The 18,247-nt window shown below is 64.1% G+C and carries 20 protein-coding genes and 1 pseudogene; 10 read left to right on the top strand and 11 right to left on the bottom strand.

Annotated features, from left to right (window positions below; translation table 11 throughout):
- The first annotated feature begins 63 nt into the window (after positions 1-63).
- The 5 genes from IVB23_RS04990 to IVB23_RS04970 all read left to right on the top strand — a co-directional run bounded on the left by IVB23_RS04990 (position 64) and on the right by IVB23_RS04970 (position 3,117).
- Complete coding sequence (locus IVB23_RS04990) at positions 64-444, top strand: nuclear transport factor 2 family protein (protein WP_247802689.1); 381 nt, start codon at positions 64-66, stop codon at positions 442-444.
- Between the two features lie 583 nt (positions 445-1,027).
- Positions 1,028-1,501, top strand: a complete 474-nt coding sequence (locus tag IVB23_RS04985; protein ID WP_247802687.1) for a TerB family tellurite resistance protein — start codon at positions 1,028-1,030, stop codon at positions 1,499-1,501.
- Between the two features lie 2 nt (positions 1,502-1,503).
- The gene (locus IVB23_RS04980; protein WP_028181516.1) at positions 1,504-1,866 is read left to right on the top strand and encodes a hypothetical protein; all 363 of its coding nucleotides are present in this window, start codon (positions 1,504-1,506) and stop codon (positions 1,864-1,866) included.
- Entirely contained in the window at positions 1,863-2,501 is a 639-nt protein-coding gene (locus IVB23_RS04975; protein ID WP_061877726.1) for a TerC family protein, read from the top strand. Before IVB23_RS04980 ends, IVB23_RS04975 begins: the two co-directional genes overlap by 4 nt.
- A 31-nt stretch (positions 2,502-2,532) precedes the next feature.
- On the top strand, positions 2,533-3,117 hold the full coding sequence (locus tag IVB23_RS04970) for a TIGR00645 family protein (protein WP_247802686.1): 585 nt from the start codon (positions 2,533-2,535) through the stop codon (positions 3,115-3,117).
- Between the two features lie 232 nt (positions 3,118-3,349).
- On the opposite strand, the gene IVB23_RS04965 is transcribed toward IVB23_RS04970, so the two are convergent.
- From IVB23_RS04965 to IVB23_RS04945, 5 genes are read right to left on the bottom strand one after another with little or no spacing between them, the layout of a single operon-like run.
- Entirely contained in the window at positions 3,350-4,627 is a 1,278-nt protein-coding gene (locus IVB23_RS04965; protein ID WP_247802685.1) for an MFS transporter, read from the bottom strand.
- A gap of 40 nt (positions 4,628-4,667) precedes the next feature.
- Positions 4,668-5,111, bottom strand: coding sequence for a cupin domain-containing protein (locus IVB23_RS04960; RefSeq protein ID WP_247802683.1), 444 nt, complete (start codon positions 5,109-5,111; stop codon positions 4,668-4,670).
- A gap of 21 nt (positions 5,112-5,132) precedes the next feature.
- On the bottom strand, positions 5,133-5,933 hold the full coding sequence (locus tag IVB23_RS04955) for an alpha/beta hydrolase (protein ID WP_061877723.1): 801 nt from the start codon (positions 5,931-5,933) through the stop codon (positions 5,133-5,135).
- Positions 5,934-5,987: 54 nt separating this feature from the next.
- The gene (locus IVB23_RS04950; protein WP_247802682.1) at positions 5,988-6,536 is read right to left on the bottom strand and encodes an NAD(P)H-dependent oxidoreductase; all 549 of its coding nucleotides are present in this window, start codon (positions 6,534-6,536) and stop codon (positions 5,988-5,990) included.
- A 17-nt stretch (positions 6,537-6,553) separates the two neighbouring features.
- A complete protein-coding gene (locus IVB23_RS04945; protein ID WP_247802681.1) occupies positions 6,554-7,786 on the bottom strand; it encodes an acyl-CoA dehydrogenase family protein in 1,233 nt (410 codons plus the stop codon).
- Between the two features lie 387 nt (positions 7,787-8,173).
- Here IVB23_RS04945 and IVB23_RS04940 point away from each other — a divergent pair, with 387 nt between their 5' ends.
- Both IVB23_RS04940 and IVB23_RS04935 read left to right on the top strand, forming a co-directional pair.
- Positions 8,174-8,938, top strand: a complete 765-nt coding sequence (locus tag IVB23_RS04940; RefSeq protein ID WP_247802679.1) for a LuxR C-terminal-related transcriptional regulator — start codon at positions 8,174-8,176, stop codon at positions 8,936-8,938.
- A 155-nt stretch (positions 8,939-9,093) separates the two neighbouring features.
- Positions 9,094-9,357: a hypothetical protein gene (locus IVB23_RS04935; RefSeq protein WP_197965845.1), complete on the top strand. Its 264-nt coding sequence runs from the start codon at positions 9,094-9,096 to the stop codon at positions 9,355-9,357.
- A 110-nt stretch (positions 9,358-9,467) separates the two neighbouring features.
- On the opposite strand, the pseudogene IVB23_RS04930 reads toward IVB23_RS04935, so the two are convergent.
- Positions 9,468-9,557, bottom strand: a pseudogene (locus IVB23_RS04930) (alpha/beta hydrolase); the annotation flags it as partial.
- 181 nt (positions 9,558-9,738) lie between these two features.
- Between IVB23_RS04930 and IVB23_RS04925 the strand changes: the two are divergent.
- Genes IVB23_RS04925 through IVB23_RS04915 form a run of 3 tightly spaced genes read left to right on the top strand, consistent with a single transcriptional unit; the run spans position 9,739 to position 13,261 of the window.
- Positions 9,739-11,127 (top strand): 3-deoxy-7-phosphoheptulonate synthase class II, encoded by a 1,389-nt coding sequence (locus tag IVB23_RS04925; RefSeq protein ID WP_247802677.1) that lies wholly within the window; start codon positions 9,739-9,741, stop codon positions 11,125-11,127.
- 4 nt (positions 11,128-11,131) lie between these two features.
- A complete protein-coding gene (locus tag IVB23_RS04920) occupies positions 11,132-11,485 on the top strand; it encodes a diacylglycerol kinase (protein WP_028179961.1) in 354 nt (117 codons plus the stop codon).
- Positions 11,486-11,503: 18 nt separating this feature from the next.
- Entirely contained in the window at positions 11,504-13,261 is a 1,758-nt protein-coding gene (locus IVB23_RS04915; RefSeq protein ID WP_247802675.1) for an NAD+ synthase, read from the top strand.
- 22 nt (positions 13,262-13,283) lie between these two features.
- Here IVB23_RS04915 and IVB23_RS04910 read toward each other — a convergent pair whose 3' ends face one another.
- The 5 genes from IVB23_RS04910 to IVB23_RS04890 form a co-directional block, all read right to left on the bottom strand.
- Positions 13,284-13,670 carry a cytochrome C oxidase subunit IV family protein gene (locus tag IVB23_RS04910; RefSeq protein WP_197965847.1) on the bottom strand — a complete coding sequence of 129 codons (387 nt, stop codon included), beginning with the start codon at positions 13,668-13,670 and terminating at the stop codon, positions 13,284-13,286.
- 9 nt (positions 13,671-13,679) lie between these two features.
- Positions 13,680-14,402: a heme-copper oxidase subunit III family protein gene (locus tag IVB23_RS04905; RefSeq protein WP_197965848.1), complete on the bottom strand. Its 723-nt coding sequence runs from the start codon at positions 14,400-14,402 to the stop codon at positions 13,680-13,682.
- 14 nt (positions 14,403-14,416) lie between these two features.
- On the bottom strand, positions 14,417-15,121 hold the full coding sequence (locus IVB23_RS04900) for a cytochrome c oxidase subunit 3 (protein ID WP_061877715.1): 705 nt from the start codon (positions 15,119-15,121) through the stop codon (positions 14,417-14,419).
- Complete coding sequence (locus IVB23_RS04895; RefSeq protein ID WP_247802674.1) at positions 15,118-16,896, bottom strand: cbb3-type cytochrome c oxidase subunit I; 1,779 nt, start codon at positions 16,894-16,896, stop codon at positions 15,118-15,120. The genes IVB23_RS04900 and IVB23_RS04895 overlap by 4 nt, the downstream gene beginning before the upstream one ends.
- 75 nt (positions 16,897-16,971) lie before the next feature.
- The gene (locus tag IVB23_RS04890) at positions 16,972-17,805 is read right to left on the bottom strand and encodes a cytochrome c oxidase subunit II (protein ID WP_061877713.1); all 834 of its coding nucleotides are present in this window, start codon (positions 17,803-17,805) and stop codon (positions 16,972-16,974) included.
- Positions 17,806-18,247 lie beyond the last annotated feature (442 nt).

Here is an 18,247-nt window from a genome sequence, read left to right as displayed (position 1 = left end):
GCCTTGTCTGCGGCCGTCCGCGCGCCGATCTGAAGGGCTGAGACGAGAAACGGGAGAGGCGCAATGGATGATCAAGCGACGCTGGCAGCGCTCAGGCGCCATTGGGACGCCTCGGATGCGAACGATTTCGAAGCCGAGCACGATATCTATCGCGGGGACGCCGTGCTCGACTATCCGCAGTCGGGAGAGCGGATCCGCGGCCGCAGCAATATCCAGGAAAGCCGGACGGTGCAGCCGAACAAGAAGCGCTTCACGGTTCGGCGGATCATCGGCGGCGGTGATCTCTGGGTGAGCGAGTTCGTGCTGAGCTATGACGGGGTGCCGTCCTACGTCGTCAGCATCATGGAATTTCGCGACGGCCTCGTGGCACACGAAACGCAATATTTCGGCGACCGGTTCGAACCCGGACCGTCCCGTGCGCATCTCGTTGAGCGGGTGGGGTAGGTTGGGCGGCAGGGCTATCGCATATGGAGCGCTCGATGCGGGCGGCATCGGTCGGCTCCCTCTCCCGCGCGGGTTCCGCGCGGGGGAGGGATGGGGTGGGGCCTGTCTCCGCATTGGGATTGTTGAGAGCGGTGAGAACCCTCACCCGCCGCGCGCGGGGCGGACGATTCGCATCGCTTGGGGCGCGTCGGCCTCTCCCGCAAGCCAAGCGGGAGAGGTGGAGCAAGCCCACGGTCCTCGTGAAAATCCACATGCGATAGCCGTGGGGTTGGCCGGTGGCTGTCGCGACGATGTGCGTGGTTGGCACACCATTGCGTAAGCCCGGCAACACGGAACCGATGCGGCGGCTGGTCGCAGTCATGTTGGCTTGATTCCGACAGAGCTGCCTTTATCTCTGGGCAGAACAAGAATCCGGGCCCCTCTGGCGAGGACGCCGACCATGTCGGTAAACCTCGCGATGTCGGATGACCTGTCCCGCGCGAATGCGATGGATCGGCCGATCGTCGGGCCTTTGTTCGTTCTCTCCGACTATTCGTCCCGATCGCAGCTCCGTGCGGCCATTTCGCAAGTTAAGGGAGCTACGATGTCTGACGCCAGAACTTCAAGTCCGATGGAAATCGAGATCACGGAGCCGTCGAGCCTGAACGAACAGGCGGCGGTCGCGTTGGTGATCGTGGGCGCGCTGGTTGCGGTTGCCGACCGGCGCGTCTCGCCGGTCGAGCGCGACGAGGTGATCTGTTTCATCAGGGACCGCAAGCTGGCGCCGCACATTTCGGACGAACGGCTCTATGCGATGTTCGATGAACTCGCCGAACGGCTCGAGGAGCCGGATTTTGCAAACGTCGTGATCGACACGCTGCGGCCGGTTTCGAATCTGCCGCTCTCGTCCCATTTGATCGAGCTGTCGGAGCGCGTTGCTGCCGCAGATGAGGACGTCCATCCCCACGAAGTCCAGGCGATCAAGTTGTTGCGCTTGCTGACGCTGGTGCTGCCGCGCGCGAAGCCGGTCGTGCCCAGTGCAGCGGACGCCACGCTCCAGGCCGCCCCGAAGGAGTAAGCATGAGCACAGTTTCGGACGAGCGCACCACCGAAGCCGTGGGCACCACCGGCGAGATCGCCGGTGGAGACCCGCGGCTGGCCAAGCTCGTCGACCGCCTGCCGGGGCGCATGGGCGACACCTTCACCTATCTGCTCAAGCCGTCCAGCCGCTGGGTCAGGATCCCCTCGGGCACGCTGCTGGTCGCCGGCGGCGTGCTCTCCTTCCTGCCGCTGCTCGGCGTCTGGATGCTGCCGCTCGGCCTCGCGCTGCTCGCCGAGGACGTGCCGGCGCTGCGCTCCTCCCGTTCGAAGGTCTTCGACTGGATCGAGCGCCGCAAGCCGCATTGGCTCGATCCGTCGACATCGAAGAATGATCAAACATGACTGAATTCATTACCGCCGAGGCGCTGGCCGCGCTGTTTCAGGTCGTCCTGATCGATCTCGTCCTCGCCGGCGACAACGCCGTCGTCATCGGCCTCGCCGCGGCGGGCCTGCCGGCCGGACAGCGCCGCCGCGCCATCATCGTCGGCATCGCCGCCGCCACCGTGCTGCGCATCGCCTTCGCCGGCGTTGCGACCCAGCTCCTGCAGGTCATCGGGCTGCTGCTCGCCGGCGGCGTGCTGCTGCTCTGGGTCTGCTGGAAGATGTGGCGGGAGCTGCGCGAGCAGGCCACGCATTCGGAGCAGCTCGCGTTCAGCCATGGCGGCGGCGCGGATGCCGCGCCGGCACAGCGAAAGACCTTCGGCCAGGCGGCGGTGCAGATCGTCGCCGCCGACGTCTCGATGTCGCTCGACAATGTGCTCGCGGTCGCGGGTGCCGCGCGCGAGCATCCCTACATCCTCGCCTTCGGCCTGTTGCTGTCCGTCGCGATGATGGGTGTCGCCGCCGATCTGCTCGGCCGCGTGCTCCAGAAGCAGCGCTGGGTCGCCTATGTCGGCCTCGCCATCATCATTTACGTCGCTTTCGAGATGATCTATCGGGGCTCGCTCGAGCTCGCGCCTGTCATCGCGAGTCTCTGAGGCGCATGCTGCTTGCAACCCGGAGTGATCAATGACGTCTGAACCCAAAGCACCTTCGGCGCCGGCCGCGCCACTGCCGCCGGTCGGCCTGCTTCCGAAGCTGATCTTCGGCTCGCGCTGGCTCCAATTGCCGCTCTATGTCGGCCTCATCGTCGCCCAGGCCGTCTATGTGCTGTTGTTCCTGAAGGAGCTCTGGCATCTGGTCGCGCACTCGTTCGACGCCAGCGAGCAGCAGATCATGCTGGTCGTGCTCGGGCTGATCGATGTGGTCATGATCTCGAACCTGCTGATCATGGTGATCGTTGGCGGCTACGAGACCTTCGTTTCACGGCTGAACCTGACCGGCCATCCCGACGAGCCGGAATGGCTCGGTCACGTCAATGCCAGCGTGCTCAAGATCAAGCTCGCGATGGCGATCATCGGCATTTCCTCGATCTCGCTGCTCAGGACCTTCATCGAGGCCGGCAATCTCGGCACGACGCGGAGCAATTTCACCGAGACCGGCGTGATGTGGCAGGTGCTGATTCACATGACCTTCATCGTTTCGGCGATCGGCATCGCCTGGGTCGACCGTCTCAGCGAGAGCGGCCATCGCAAGGAGGCCGAGCACGGTTGAGCCTTGCGAATGGGGCCGCGCCTTGAGGCGGCGGCCCCGCCACCGTATCGGCGGAGCCTCGCCGAACGTCGTCCTGTAGCTCCTCGCGAGGGATCACAAGCTGCCGATGAGCAGGTGATGTTTGCTTTGAACGACCATCCAGGCCTCTGACGGGAGGTGGCCGGCGTCCGTTCATGGTTTCTGTCCGCAGAGCTCGCGGGATGCCGTTGCCTCCGCTCTCTAGAGAGCGTATTCATTCCGCTGGACTGCCGACGACCGCTCCCTGCCTGACGTCCTCGCGGGCGAGGATCAGCAGAAGGCCGACGATGATCAACTCGACCACCGCGAAGGCCACGAAAGCCCCGGTGAACGCGCCGGAAGAGGCGTTGACGATGGCTCCCATCATCCAGGGCGCCACGAAAGCCGACAAGATGCCGAACACCTCCGCATAGCCGATCGCCGCCGGTGCGAGCGCGTCGGAGTATTTTTCGCTGAGCAGCGCGAAGATCGCGCCGCCGCCGAGCAGCGCGACGCCGCTGAGGGCTGCGAACAGCACCAGCACACCGAACGGCATCGGCGTAACGACGCTCCAGAGGAACATCAGGGCGGTCAGGAAGGCGAGCCCCGCGGTGAGCTTGATCATGAACGGCTTGCCGAGCCGGTCGGACATGTAGCCGCCGATCACCAGGAACAGGACCTGCGAGAGCCCCATCACGGTGCCGATCACAGCGCCGGCTTCCGGCGGCATGTGCTGCACGGCGATAAAGGCGGGCACCACCCAGGTCGCCGTGCCGGCGATTGCGAAGGTACAGGCCACGATGCCGAAGCCACCGACTGCGATCCATTTCGAGCGGAAGATTTCGCCAAGCGGCAGGTGCTTCTGAGGCGTCTCGTTCCCCCAGGTGAAGTCGACGATGCCGATCTCGCTCGGGCTATTGCGAACGACGAGCGCGTTAATCGCAGCGACGATCAGGGTGCCGATCGCCAGTACCGCGAAGAAGGTCCGCCATCCGGTCGCAATAGTCAGGGGAATGCCGAGTGCGAAATCCATGGTGATGGCGAGGCTGTAGGCCGCAAGGATGATTCCGACTACCGACCCGCGCCGGCTCTGCGGAAACCAGCCGAAGATCAGCTTCATGTTGCCGATGAAAATGCCGGCATCGAAAAAGCCGATCAGGAGCCGCAGCAGCACAAGCTGGGTGTAGGTCTGGACGAACACCTGAAGCATCATCCCGAGACCGGTGCCGGCAAGTCCGATCAGCAGCATGTTGCGCGCCGTCATCGAGCGGCTCACCGGTGACCACACCATCATCCCGATGCCATAGGTCAGTGCGAAGATGCCCTGCGCCAGACCGGCCTCGGCGGGATTGAGTTTCAGGCTCTCTGAGACGAAAGGCAGCACGGCCGCGAAGGCGTACCAGTCGGCCGCGAGGAATATCTCGCAGAAGATGGCGAGTGCCAGCATGCACTTTTGCCAGACGGCAATCCGTCGGCGATCGCTCTCGGAAATGGTGGTCCAGTTGATCGTCATGATCGATCCTCGCGGTTTGAGCTGTCGGCGGAGACGAGCATCAGGCCGGGGGCGGCAGGAAATTGACCTCGTGCTCGGCGGCACGCCGAACGACTTCCTGCGGATCGGGCAGGTTGTGGATGCGCTCGAACAGTTCCCTGAGCGATCGCGTCGGCGCAACCCAGAACAGGCTGGTCGCGGTTTCGCCGGACTTGTTGAAGATGCCGTGGGGAATGCCTTTGGGCATGCGCACGAGGTCCCCGGCGGTCGCCACCAGGTCCTTCCCATCAAGCCAGAGATCGTAACGGCCGCTCAGTACGTAGACGAATTCGTCCTGGGTCGGATGAACGTGCGGCGGCACGAAGGTGCCGTCGGGAAACACGGCATGCCAAGCCATCGACGCCTCGGAGTGCTGCTTCAGCGTGTACGTCTGGCCCAGAATGCTCCAGACGACGTTGCCAAAGCCGTCTTTGGCGGGGGTTACGCCCGGAGGCATCTCGATCATGGTGGTGTCCTTCTGTCTGAGCTACTCGGCGAGAAAATCGGTGACGTGATGTGCGGCGGAGGGTGTTTCCTCGAACACCAGATGTCCCGTGTCCGGCACCAGCGTCACGCGCGCGTGGGGCAGCCCGGCCTTCCAGGCTCCGGCCTGCGCCGTTGGGCGCAGGCGATCCGCGGCGCCCCACAAGACCAGCGTCGGCATCGTGATCCGGTGCAGCCAGTGCGCGAGCTTTGGATTGCCCTGCGGATCGCTGCGGATCAGCTCGGCGAAGCCCGTCACCTCGCGCCCGAGGCGGGCGTCGAACGCAGGATCTGGCGCCTTGGGAAAGTAACGCAGCGCGTTTGACGGATCGTGCGCGAGATAGGCCGGCAAATCCTGTGGCGCGATCTCGAACAAGCCGGGGGCCGGCGCGCTCGCAACCACGAGGCCGGCGGGCGCGACCAGCACCAGCTTGCGGACGCGATGCGGCTGGCGGATGGCGAACTCGGCGGCGAGCCACCCGCCGAGCGAAAATCCGGCAAGATCGAACGTCGCCAATCCCAGCTTGTCGAGCAAGTCCGTGGTCTGGAGGACATGATCCTCGATCGTATCGATCCAGACCGCATCGCCGGAGTCGCCGAAACCGGCCTGATAGGGAATGATGACGGTGTGCCGCTTCGCCCAGTCGCGTGCCATCTCAAAGCCGGTAAAGGTTCCGGTCCCGTGCAGGAACACCAGCGGGGGGCCGCTTCCGATGGTGTGAACGACGGTGCGCACGCCGTTGATGTCGTATTCCGCGCGAGCAAAGCCGGTGAGGTCGGGCGACGGTTTGACGGTCTCAAGCATGATGGATGTCTCCGGTTGAAGGCAGCCTGTCTGGGCGCCGCAGCGGAAGAGGGGTCATGCGGCCTTGACCCGGCGGTCGCCGACAAGCGCTGCAAATTGTTCCACGGCGTTGGCGAGGCGAGCGGCAATCATCGGCGCCAACGCGGCGCCCGGCGCCAGTTCGTCGCTGCTCGCATAGATCGCGGTCGACACCGTGCAGGCCTCGAAGAACCCGAACAACGGACGGAGCTGATGCTCGACCACCAGCGAGTGGCGCAGCCCGCCGCCGACCGCTGTCAGCAGCACCGGGCGATTGCGCAGCACGCCGGGCTCGATCAGGTCAAAGACATGCTTGAACAGGCCGGGATATGAGCCCTGGAACACCGGGCAACCGATCACCAGGCCATCGGCATGCTCGATCGCCTCGACGAGGTCGCGCGCGCGCTCGTCGAGCCCGTTGCGGGTAAACGCGGCGATGCCCTGGCCGGCATCGACGAGGTCGAGGATGTCGGTCTTGAGCGCGTGTTGCGCCAGGAGATCGGCCGCAACGGCTTCAACAAGCACGCGCGACTTTGCCGGGCGCCAGCTGCTGCCGCAGAAGCCAACGATGCGGGATCTGTTCACGCCGACCTCCTGCGCGCTCAGCCGGTCACCCCGAACACCGTCCATTGCGCGCCGGGCCCGGGAAGGCCGAGCAGCGCACGGCCGCATTCCTCGACGATCTGGTCGGCCATCAGGATGTGCTGGGTGCCTGAGTGGATGTCGCGATAGAAGCGCTGCATCGGTGTGTTGTGCAGCGAGGCACCTCGGGCTGCCCGGTGCGCGAACGTCGAGACGTCGGACAGGACGTCGTGGATGTGGCGCAGCGACAGCTTGATCATTGTCATTTGCGCCAGCGAGGGACTTTCGCCGCCGGCGCAGGTCTCGGAGACCTCCTTCCAGGTTTCGTGCACCAGCGCACGTGCCGCGCGAAAACGAGCCTCGGCCTGCGCGAACTGGAACTTGAAGCTGGCGCTCTCGCACGACTTGCCGAAGGGATCTTGGCGCGAGACGATGACCTTCACGAGTTCGTCGAGCATGCGGCGGCCGACCCCGACTGCCCAGCTCGAGTGCGACCAGGCGCTATAGCCCGCGAGCCCCAGCGCGCCCTGCACGCCGCCGCGACGTGGCGCGCCGATGTCGAAATCGTAGGTCATGTGTGTCGGCACGAACAGCTCGTCGCCCTCGCTGAGCGTGTAGTCGAAGCTTCCGGTGGCGCGCAGGCCGAGCACGTCCCAATTGCCCATCAGCTTGATGGTCGCCCGCGGATGGTGGGTGACGACGATCTTGGGCTGTCCGTTGGGACCGAACACCATGTCCTTGCCGGAGGCGTCGGTGACGAAGCAGCCGGAATGCACCCATTCGGCGTGCTGGATGCCGCTGCCATAGGCCCAGTTGCCGCGGATCATGTAGCCGCCATCGACCGGACGGGCGAAGCCCCGCGGGACGCCGTTGCCGGCGATGGTGATGTCGGCGCCTTTTGCGAAGACCTTCTTGATGCCCTCGTCCTCGACGTAGATCGCGAGCGTCGTGCCTTCCATGTTGTTGCCGATCGCACACCATCCGGCGGACGCATGCGTGTAGGCAAGGCGCTCGATCACGGTCATGGCGTCGTAGGGCAGAAGTTCGGCGCCACCGACCTCGCGGGGAAACAGCATCGTGTAGATACCGGCCTTGCGAAGCGCGGCGACGACATCGTCGGTGAGATAGCCCTGCGCCTCGGCCTCGGCCGCGCGGGACTCGACCAGTGGCAGCACGGCGTCAAGGCGCGCGTGGAACTCGGCCACTGATGGCGTCGTGGAGGGCTTGGCGGCGCGTTGCATGGAAAGGCTCATGGTCGGTATCTCCACGTCAAGCTGTAGCTCCGCCGTGCGATCGGCGGGGAGGATCGGGACCGGCGGGGGACGGCGTCCGTCGGCAAAGCTTCGCCGTCGCGTGCCAAGGCTGTTGGTGCGCGGGTGAGCAGGCAGTTCGCGTTGGTGACGTGACCCCGTCGGAACCGCGTGATGTCGTCACGCGATCACGATGGCCGAATGCTAGGGATGAAGTGGGCAGACCGGCAATCCCCCATCATGGGGGGATCGCCGTTGCTGCTGTGCCGTAAAGCTGAGCCGGAGAAGCACGGTTCTGCCGCTTCTTTTCGCTTGACCGGAGAACGGGCGAAGAAGAAATTTTAAGCCTATAACAAATCCCAATGGGCGCACGTCGCGCGAGGAGTGGCGGTGAGGGCCAGGCAGGAGCAGTTGGACGGTCTGCCCGAGGGCCGGCTGGCGGATCGTTTGATGTCGATCGCCGAGAGCCGTTCGGTGCGTGCGCTTGGCGTGGCCTGTTGCTCAGCAATCACCGAACTCACGGGATCGCCGACTGTCGGCCTCTATCTGCTCGACGGGCTCGAGCCTGCCCTGGTCTACAGCCGCTACGTCGCCGACGGCCTGCTCGACAATTACAAGGCCGGCTTCTGGAAGCACGACCCGGTGCTCGACTGCATCATGACCCGCGGCTGCGCGGTCGACGGCGAAACCGTGATCGGCCCGCAGCATTGGCGACATAGCCCGACCTTCGAGATGCTGCATGAATGGGGCTTCGCCTACAATATGGGCGGGCCACTGTGGTGTGGCGAGAAGATCATCGGCGTGCTCTTCACTGCGACGACGGAGACGGGCGCACCCTATACGCCGCGCGCACGACTGCGCATGGAGATGCTATGCCGCGCCGGCTCGCTGGCGCTGACCAACATGATGAATGCGGGCGAGATTGAAACCCACCGTAGCCCGAGCCGTCCGGCCGGGACGTTGTCGGCATCGCTGCCGCCGCGTTCGGCTGATGTCGCCATCAGGGTTTGCCGCGGCCAGACCAACAAGGAGATTGCCCGCGAAATGGGAATATCCGACCAGACCGTGAAGGAGCACGTCGCCAATCTCTGCCGCCGGTTCGGCGTGCACAATCGGACCGAACTTGCGGCCTGCCTTCTGAGCGCGCGGCAGTAAAGCCGCCGACTGCAGCGGGCGTTCGGCCTCCGGATCGATAAAATTGTCTGCTATCCGTTCAGCGGCGGCAAACCCAGCGGACAAGAACCGCGCAGCCTTAAACTTCGATTTTGGAACCGATCTGCATCCTGCCCGCAAAAGGGCAGGGCATCGGCATGTCAATTCTCAGGGAGATCATCGCAGCGGTCGCGGGAGTCTACGCGCTCCTGTTCGTCTGCGACGTATTGTTCGGCGTCGGCGAGACGCGTTTCGACGACGCATATTACCGCGCCAGCTTCTACGCGCCGCGGCCGATGGAATTCCGCTTCGCCGGTGACACGCCGCCGGCGGTGCGCGTCAGCGACGCCTTCGCACAGTTCGCGCCGGGCGAAGCCAAGCCGACCAGGCGCTACTCGTCTCTGACGACGATCATCCGATGACGCGGCCTCATTCTACCTGAATCCATTCAGCGACGCCGCGCCACACAGAAGGCGCGGGCTCGAGACCCATTCGGCCCATTGCAGGAAGACGCCCTGGGGCAGATCCTCGCCGGCAGGAACAGGGTGCCGGTCAGCGCATAGCCGTCGGTCGCGGGGAAGCTGATCTCGTCGATGAAAACGTCGTCCAGTGCCGCGTTCATGGGCGGTTTGTGTCCTGCCGGCTTCTTGCCGGCGCCAAACAAATGCGAATTCGGCTATGGCCCGCAAGGGTTTGCGGTACGAAATGGATTTACAACTGGCGGCCGGAAGCCAGCCTGTGTATAAGGCGGCCCTCGCAACCCCTAGATCAGGTTGTGCTTTTTGCTTCACGGAGAGATTGCGATGTCCGAGCGGTGGACGCCCGAGTCCTGGCGCAGCAAGCCGGTGCTACAGGTGCCCGACTATCCCGACGCCAAGGCATTGGCCGACGTCGAGGCGCAGCTTGCGACCTTTCCGCCGCTGGTGTTCGCCGGAGAGGCGCGCAATCTGAAGAAGGCCCTGGGGCGCGTGGCGGCCGGCGACGCCTTCCTGCTCCAGGGCGGCGACTGTGCCGAAAGCTTCGCCGAGCACGGCGCCAACAACATCCGCGACTTCTTCCGCGTGCTGCTGCAGATGGCGGTGGTGCTGACCTATGCCGGCGCCGTCCCCGTGGTGAAGGTCGGCCGCATTGCCGGCCAATTCGCAAAGCCGCGGTCATCGCCGACCGAGAAGGTGAACGGCGTCGAGCTGCCGAGCTATCGCGGCGACATCGTCAACGACATCGCGTTCACCAGGGAAGCGCGCGTGCCGGATCCGCAGCGCCAGCTGATGGCCTATCGGCAGTCGGCGGCGACGCTGAACCTGCTCCGCGCCTTCGCCACCGGCGGCTTCGCCAATCTCGGCAGCGTGCATCAATGGATGCTCGGCTTCCTCAAGGACTCGCCGCAGTCCCGCCGCTACAAGGAATTGGCCGACCGCATCTCGGACGCGCTCAACTTCATGCGCGCCTGCGGCCTCGATCTCGAAAGCCATCCCGAGCTGCGTGCCACCGATTTCTACACCAGTCACGAGGCGCTGCTGCTCGGCTACGAGCAGGCCATGACCCGCGTCGATTCCACGACCGGCGACTGGTACGCGACGTCGGGCCACATGATCTGGATCGGCGACCGCACCCGTCAGCTCGATCATGGTCATGTCGAGTATTTCCGCGGCATCAAGAACCCGATCGGGCTCAAATGCGGTCCCTCGCTGAAGGCCGACGAGCTCTTGAAGCTGATCGACGTGCTCAATCCCGACAACGAGCCGGGCCGGTTGACGCTGATCGGCCGCTTCGGCTCGGACAAGATCGGCGAGCACCTGCCGAACATGATCCGCGCCGCGAAGCGCGAGGGCCGGGTCGTGGTCTGGTCGTGCGACCCTATGCACGGCAACACCATCACCTCCACGTCGGGCTACAAGACGCGGCCGTTCGACCGCATCCTGTCCGAGGTGAAGTCGTTCTTCGCGATCCACGCGGCCGAAGGCACCCACGCCGGCGGCGTGCATCTGGAGATGACCGGCCAGAACGTCACCGAGTGTCTCGGCGGCGCCCGCGCGATCACGGACGAGGACCTCAACGACCGCTACCACACGGTCTGCGATCCCCGTCTCAATGCCGAGCAATCCATCGACATGGCTTTCCTGGTCGCGGAGCTCCTCAAGCAGGAGCGCGCCGGCAAGGCGCAGCCGATTCCGGCCGCAGCGGGGCTCTGAAACCTTGCTGCGGATCTGGAAGGCCACGATCAATTCCCGGAACGGTCTGGCCTTTGCGTTCCGATCGGAGCAGGCCGTCCGCGAGGAGATCTTTGCGCTCCTGCTGTCGGTGCCGCTCGCCTGGTTCATCGGCGCGACCGCGATGCGCGCGGTCGAGCTGGTGTGTTCCGTCGCCTTCGTTCTGGTGGTCGAGCTGCTCAACACCGCGATAGAGAAGCTCGCCGATCGGCTGACGATGGACCACGACAAGCAGATCGGGCGCGTCAAGGACATGGGCTCGGCCGCGGTCGGCGTTGCGTTGCTGATGGCCGGCGCGTTCTGGATCATCGCCATCATCGAGCGGCTGGGGTTCCTCTAGCCTGGGAATGGGAGCGCCATGACCGAACGTCTCAATGAATTCGCGGTCACGCTCGCCCAGCTCAACCCGACCCTGGGCGACATCGAGGGCAATGCCGCCAAGGCGCGTGCCGCGCGCGCGCAGGCCAAGTCCGATGGCGCCGATCTCGTGCTGTTTCCGGAATTGTTCATCGCCGGCTATCCGCCGGAAGACCTGGTGCAGAAGCCGGCGTTCCAGGCCGCCTGCCGCGCCGCGATCGAGAGCCTCGCGCGCGAGACCGCGGACGGTGGCCCGGCCATGCTGGTCGGCACGCCCTGGGTCGAGGAGGGCAGGCTCTACAATGCCTGCGCGCTGCTCGACGGCGGCCGCATCGCGAGCTTGCGCTTCAAGTGCAACCTGCCGAATTACGGCGTGTTCGACGAGAAGCGGCTGTTTTCGCGCGGACCTGCCGCCGGTCCCGTCACCGTGCGCGGCGTGCGCATCGGCGTGCCGATCTGCGAGGACATCTGGCTGGAGGAGTCCGAGGATTACGAGAACGTGGTCGAGACGCTGGCGGAGACCGGCGCCGAGATCATCCTCGTGCCGAACGGCTCGCCCTATGCCCGGGACAAGAACGACGTGCGCCTGTCGGTTGCGGTCGCGCGCGTGACCGAGAGCGGCCTCCCGTTGGTCTACCTGAATCAGGTCTGCGGCCAGGACGAGCTGGTATTCGACGGCGCCTCCTTCGCGCTCAACGGCGATCTCTCGCTTGCGGCGCAACTGCCGGCGTTCGAGGAGAGCGTCGTCACGCTGCGCTTTACCCGTAACGGCGACGACTGGCGCTGCACGGGCCCGATCGCCGAACTGCCCGAGAGCGACAAGGCCGACTACGCGGCCTGCGTGCTGGGCTTGCGCGACTATGTCACCAAGAACGGCTTTCCCGGCGTGCTGCTCGGGATTTCCGGCGGCATCGATTCCGCCCTGTGCGCGGCCATCGCGGTCGACGCGCTCGGTGCCGATCAGGTGCATGGCGTGATGCTGCCTTATCGCTACACGGCAGCACACTCGATCGCCGATGCCGGCGAACTCGCCGGCCATCTCGGCATCCGCTACGAGGTTTTGCCGATCGCCGAGGCTGTGAACGGCTTCGAGACCATCCTGTCCGGCATCTTCAAGAACCTGCCGCCCGACATCACCGAGGAAAACCTCCAGGCCCGCACCCGCGGCACGCTGCTGATGGCGATCTCCAACAAGACCGGGCTGATGGTGGTGACGACGGGCAACAAGTCGGAGATGTCGGTCGGCTATGCCACGCTCTATGGCGACATGAATGGCGGCTTCAACCCGATCAAGGACATCTACAAGACGCAGGTGTTTCGGCTGGCAAGCTTGCGCAACAGCTGGAAGCCGGAAGGCGCGCTCGGCCCTGCGGGCGAGGTCATTCCGCCCGACATCATCACGCGCCCGCCGACCGCGGAGCTGCGCGAGAACCAGACCGACCAGGATTCGCTGCCGCCCTATGACGTGCTCGACGCCATTCTGGAGCGCCTGGTCGAGCGCGAGCAGCCGCTGGATCAGATCATCGCCGCCGGCTTCGACCGCGAGATCGTCACCCGCATCGACCATCTGCTCAATGTCGCCGAATACAAGCGCCGCCAGGCTGCGCCCGGCGTGAAGGTGACGGCGAGGAACTTCGGCCGCGACCGCCGCTATCCCATCACCAACCGGTTTCGCGACAAGGGCGAGGGGGTGTCCGCGCCTGACGAGACGCTGGTGTCGCGCAGCAGCAAGGCGTCGATCGACGCGTTCGAGGGCTGAACAGCCCGAGCGACGGCGTGTGCTATGACGGGGTTGCGAAAAACAGCACCCGCAGCAAGTGCGTGTATTCGGATTCGAGCACCATGATCGATACGAATACCAGTACCGCGATCGGCGGCAGCAGGATGGCATAGGCCAAGGCCAACCGCTCCCAGGCCATGTGCATGAAGACGGCGACGATCAGCCCGGCCTTCAACATCATGAACAGCAGGATCAGCGACCATCTCAGATAGCCATGCAGGCCAAAGTAGTCGACGAGGTAGGAGAACGTGCTGAGGACGAATAACCAGCCCCAGACCACGAGGTAGAGCTTGATCGGGTGCTGTTGCCCCTTGGCGTGAACGGCTCCCGTTGCGACTGCCCCTGGGGCGTGGAGCTGTCCTTCCATGTGTACCGCCGCGTTTGTCATGCGTCGACCTCACCAAAGATAGAAGAATGCGAAGATGAACACCCAGACGAGATCGACGAAGTGCCAGTACAGGCCCGTGATCTCGACGATCTCGTAATACCCCTTGCGGCTCGTGAAGAAGCCGCGCCTCTCGACGTCGAAGTCGCCGCGAAGGACCTTTCGCGCGATGGCGATCAGGAAGATCACACCGAACGTCACATGGGTGCCGTGGAAGCCGGTGATCATGAAGAAGCTCGCACCAAACTGCGGGGCGCCCCATGGATTGCCCCAGGGCCGGACGCCCTCCATGATCAGCTTGGTCCATTCGAAGGCCTGCATTCCGACGAAGGTCGCGCCGAAGGCTGCAGTGACCAGCATCAGGATTGCGGTTCTCACGCGATCGCGGCGGTAGCCGAAATTGACGGCCATCGCCATCGTACCGCTGCTGCTGATCAGCACGAAGGTCATGATGGCGATCAGGATCAGGGGGATGTGGTTGCCCGCGATATTGAGGGCGAAGACTTCGCTGGGATTGGGCCACGGCACGGTCGTCGACATGCGCGCGGTCATGTAGGAGAGCAGGAAGCAACTGAAGATGAAGGTGTCGCTGAGGAGGAAGATCCACATCATGGCCTTGCCCCAGGACACGTTCTTGAAGGCGCGCTGATCGGACGCCCAATCGGCGGCGATGCCGCGCCAGCCTTCAAGCCGCGCAGGCGATTGCCCCGGATTTGTCAGCACGGTCTCAGCCATCTGGTCTCGCCTCCCTAGCTCAGCAATTGGCGGCAGATGTCGACGAAATCGTCGGTCCAGCCGGTGAGAAGACCGAGTAGGACAAGCCAGACCAACAGCAGGAAGTGCCAGTAGATGGCGCACAGCTCCACGCTCAAGCGCATGTCGGTGATCTCGGCGCCGCGCCACATCTTGGCCGAGGTTCGGCCCAAGGCCACCAGACCGCCCGTCAGATGCAGCCCGTGTACCGCGGTCAACAGGTAGAAGAAGGAATTCGCCGGATTGGACGCCACGAAATATCCGGCAGCCCCGAGCCGTTGCCAGGCCAGGAGCTGCCCGGCGAGGAAGATCACGGCAGATGCTCCGCCCGCGAGCAGACCGATCATGACGCCTTCAGTATCGTGTCGGCGCGCGGCCACATACGACCATTGCAGCGCGACACTGCTCAGGACCAGGACGCCCGTGTTGACCCACAGCAGCCGCGGCACCGGCAGCGGCCGCCAGTCCACCACGCTCATGCGCATCGAGTAGGCGCTGATGAAGAGGACGAACAATGCGCTCGCGACGGCGAGAAACACGCCAAGTCCGACCTTCGCAGCCGGCCAGGTCATGGCATCGCCGCCAGGGAAGTCACCGGCCGGGCCTTCCTCCAGCCAGGGCTTGGCGGTCAGGCGCTGCTGCGACAGCCACCATCCGGCGATCACCGCAAGGACAGCCAGGAACAGGATGATGGCGCTCACAAAGCAGCTCCCTGAACGAGCTGAGTCGCGCGCGGCGGCTGGTTCTGCGGAATGAAGTCCTCCGCGGCGCCGGGTACACTGTAATCGTAGGCCCAGCGGTACACGACAGGGAGCTCCTTGCCCCAGTTGCCGTGCCCTGGGGGCGTCTCCGGCGTCTGCCACTCCAGCGTCGTCGCCCGCCACGGATTGCCGCCGGAGGCCTCACCTTTGAACAGGCTCCAGACAAGGTTGAACAGGAACACCATCTGGCTGAAGCCGACGGTCAAGGCCACTACGGAGATGAAGGCGTTGAGCGAATGGGCCGAGGACGGGATGAACGTCGCATCCCCGAGTTCGAAATACCGGCGCGGGACCCCGAGCAGTCCAAGATAGTGCATGGGGAAGAAGATCAGGTAGGCGCCGAGGAAGGTGACCCAGAAATGAAACTTGCCCATGGCGTCGTTCAGCATCCGCCCCGTGACCTTCGGGTACCAATGATAGATCGCGCCGAGCACGACCATGATCGGCGCCACGCCCATCACCATGTGGAAATGTGCGACCACGAACATGGTATCCGAGAGGGGCACGTCAACGACAACGTTGCCGAGGAAGAGGCCGGTGAGCCCGCCGTTCACGAAGGTGATGATGAAGCCGAGGGCGAACAGCATCGGCACCGTGAGGTGAATGTCGCCGCGCCACAGGGTCAGCACCCAGTTGTAGACCTTGATCGCGGTGGGGATCGCGATGATGAGCGTCGTGGTGGCGAAGAAGTAGCCGAATTGCGGGAACATGCCGCTCACATACATGTGGTGCGCCCACACGATGAAGCTGAGCGCGCCGATGGCCACGATCGCCCAGACCATCATGCGATAACCAAAGATGTTCTTGCGCGCATGCGTGCTGATCAGATCGGAGACGATGCCGAAGGCGGGCAGGGCGACGATGTAGACTTCGGGATGGCCGAAGAACCAGAACAGGTGCTGGAAGAGCAGCGGGCTGCCGCCGCCATATTTCGAAAGCGTGCCCATCTCGACGAGGGCGGGCATGAAGAAGCTGGTTCCCAAGAGACGGTCGAGCAGCAGCATGACCGAGGCAACGAACAGCGCAGGGAAGGCCAAGAGCGCCATGACGGTCGCCGTGAAAATGCCCCACACCGTCAGGGGCAGGCGCATCAACGTCATGCCGCGGGTGCGCGCCTGCAGCACCGTGACCACGTAATTCAGCCCGCCCATGGTGAAGCCGATGATGAACAGGATCAGCGACGCCATCATGAGGATGATGCCCCAATCCTGCCCGGGCGTTCCGGAGAGGATTGCTTGCGGCGGGTACAGCGTCCAACCGGCGCCGGTGGGGCCGCCGGGCACGAAGAATGTCGAGGCAAGCACCAGGACTGCGAGCAGGTAGACCCAGTAGCTCAGCATGTTCACATAAGGGAAGACCATGTCCCGGGCGCCGACCATCAGCGGGATCAGGTAGTTGCCGAAGCCGCCCAGGAACAATGCGGTGAGCAGGTAAATCACCATGATCATGCCGTGCATGGTGATGAACTGGAGGTACTGGTTGGCATCGATGAAAGAGAACGTGCCGGGGAATCCCAGTTGCAGCCGCATCAGCCACGACAGCACCAGGGCCACCAGCCCGATGGCCGTGGCCGTCAGCGAATACTGAATGGCGATCACCTTGGCGTCCTGGGAGAACACATACCGTGTCCACCAGCTCCGCGGATGATAGAGCTCGACGTCAGGTACTTCGGCAGGCGGGATGCCGGGGATCCCTTCATATGGAATATCGACCATAGAAACCTCCTCGGTCGTTTCCATCGGGGTGAGGCGCTGGCCTCTTGCGCCCGATCTATCTTCGGCGGCAGCTTGCTACTTGCTGCCGGATTGGTACGTCGTCTTCACGACGGCATTTGCCGGCGATAATTCTGCGAACGTTTTCTGTTGCTCCAGCCAAGCGTGATATTCGCGCTCTTCGTCGACGATGACCTTGGCCCGCATCTGATAGTGAGCAGTGCCACAAAGCTCCGCACAGAGAACATCGAACGTTCCGGTTCGGATCGGCGTCATCCAGAAATAGGTCACCATGCCTGGAACCATGTCCATCTTGGCCCGGAATTCGGGCACGTAGAAATCGTGCAGGACATCAACCGAGCGGAGGAGAACCTTGACCGGCTTTCCCACTTGAAGGTGCAGGTCGGCGTTCTCGATCACGACATCGTCCTGCGCGTGCCGGTCGTCGCGATTGAGCCCCATCGGATTGTCGGAGGCGATGTTGCGGACATCGGACGTGCCCAACTGCCCATCCTTGCCCGGAAGGCGGAAACTCCATTGCCATTGCTGGCCCATGACCTCGACCTCGGTGGCATCCGCAGGCACCGTCACGAACTGGTGCCAGACCACGAGCCCAGGCGCCAGCATGGCCGCGACGCCGACGCCGGTCCCGACACTCAACCACCACTCGAGCTTTTTGTTTTCCGGATTGTAGTCGGCCCGTCTTCCCTCTCTGTGGTGAAAGCGGAAGACGCAGTAAGCCATGAAGGCGATCACGGCGACGAAAACAAAGCCCGTGATCCAGAACGTGATGTTGATGGTGTGGTCGATATAGGCCCAGTTCGTGGCGATCGGCGTCCACCACCACGGGCTGTAGATGTGAAACAGCACCGAGCCGATCGCGACCAGAAGCAGTATCAGCGCGACAGCCATCCTGATCCATCCTTGCCATCGAAGGCTACGGATACGAATCCAGGGCGGAGCTCATGTCTGTCGCGATGGCTGGCCTTTCTTGGCATTCATGCCATCGCCGGCCTTCTTGCCTCGCCCATTCCACTGGTCGCGAAATCAAGAGAACGTCGCGACCACCAATCTCATCGGAGCTAAGGGCGTCTACATCTAAAATGATACCAGCCTAATCCGGCGTCAATAGAGCATATCGGCGTGCCGACCTGGCGAGAGCGTTGCCGTCGCCCGGCAAGTCGCCAAAGCATCAGGTGCGCTCTTCAGTGTCCTGGGTGATGCAACGCACAAATCAGGCGCATAATTCACCCAACCGTGAGTGCAGCCGTGCTCCGTGCGCGCTAAGCTGCCCAGGCAGGTCGCGACGGGTTCCGTCCGGCCAGGCTCGTTTGCTGAACCTGGGTTGCCGTAC

Source organism: Bradyrhizobium sp. 191 (assembly GCF_023100985.1).
Classification (GTDB): Bacteria; Pseudomonadota; Alphaproteobacteria; order Rhizobiales; family Xanthobacteraceae; genus Bradyrhizobium; species Bradyrhizobium diversitatis.
This window is presented reverse-complemented; position numbering and strand designations above follow the sequence as displayed.

Bases quoted from the DNA above. Each gene is read 5' to 3' on its own strand.
- IVB23_RS04985 (WP_247802687.1), top strand. From the start codon at position 1,028: ATGTCTGACGCCAGAACTTCAAGTCCGATGGAAATCGAGATCACGGAG.
- IVB23_RS04975 (WP_061877726.1), top strand. From the start codon at position 1,863: ATGACTGAATTCATTACCGCCGAGGCGCTGGCCGCGCTGTTTCAGGTC.
- IVB23_RS04905 (WP_197965848.1), bottom strand. From the start codon at position 14,402: ATGGCTGAGACCGTGCTGACAAATCCGGGGCAATCGCCTGCGCGGCTT.
- IVB23_RS04935 (WP_197965845.1), top strand. From the start codon at position 9,094: ATGTCAATTCTCAGGGAGATCATCGCAGCGGTCGCGGGAGTCTACGCG.
- IVB23_RS04925 (WP_247802677.1), top strand. From the start codon at position 9,739: ATGTCCGAGCGGTGGACGCCCGAGTCCTGGCGCAGCAAGCCGGTGCTA.
- IVB23_RS04980 (WP_028181516.1), top strand. From the start codon at position 1,504: ATGAGCACAGTTTCGGACGAGCGCACCACCGAAGCCGTGGGCACCACC.
- IVB23_RS04945 (WP_247802681.1), bottom strand. From the start codon at position 7,786: ATGAGCCTTTCCATGCAACGCGCCGCCAAGCCCTCCACGACGCCATCA.
- IVB23_RS04960 (WP_247802683.1), bottom strand. From the start codon at position 5,111: ATGATCGAGATGCCTCCGGGCGTAACCCCCGCCAAAGACGGCTTTGGC.
- IVB23_RS04910 (WP_197965847.1), bottom strand. From the start codon at position 13,670: ATGACAAACGCGGCGGTACACATGGAAGGACAGCTCCACGCCCCAGGG.
- IVB23_RS04915 (WP_247802675.1), top strand. From the start codon at position 11,504: ATGACCGAACGTCTCAATGAATTCGCGGTCACGCTCGCCCAGCTCAAC.
- IVB23_RS04890 (WP_061877713.1), bottom strand. From the start codon at position 17,805: ATGGCTGTCGCGCTGATACTGCTTCTGGTCGCGATCGGCTCGGTGCTG.
- IVB23_RS04970 (WP_247802686.1), top strand. From the start codon at position 2,533: ATGACGTCTGAACCCAAAGCACCTTCGGCGCCGGCCGCGCCACTGCCG.
- IVB23_RS04965 (WP_247802685.1), bottom strand. From the start codon at position 4,627: ATGACGATCAACTGGACCACCATTTCCGAGAGCGATCGCCGACGGATT.
- IVB23_RS04895 (WP_247802674.1), bottom strand. From the start codon at position 16,896: ATGGTCGATATTCCATATGAAGGGATCCCCGGCATCCCGCCTGCCGAA.
- IVB23_RS04990 (WP_247802689.1), top strand. From the start codon at position 64: ATGGATGATCAAGCGACGCTGGCAGCGCTCAGGCGCCATTGGGACGCC.
- IVB23_RS04955 (WP_061877723.1), bottom strand. From the start codon at position 5,933: ATGCTTGAGACCGTCAAACCGTCGCCCGACCTCACCGGCTTTGCTCGC.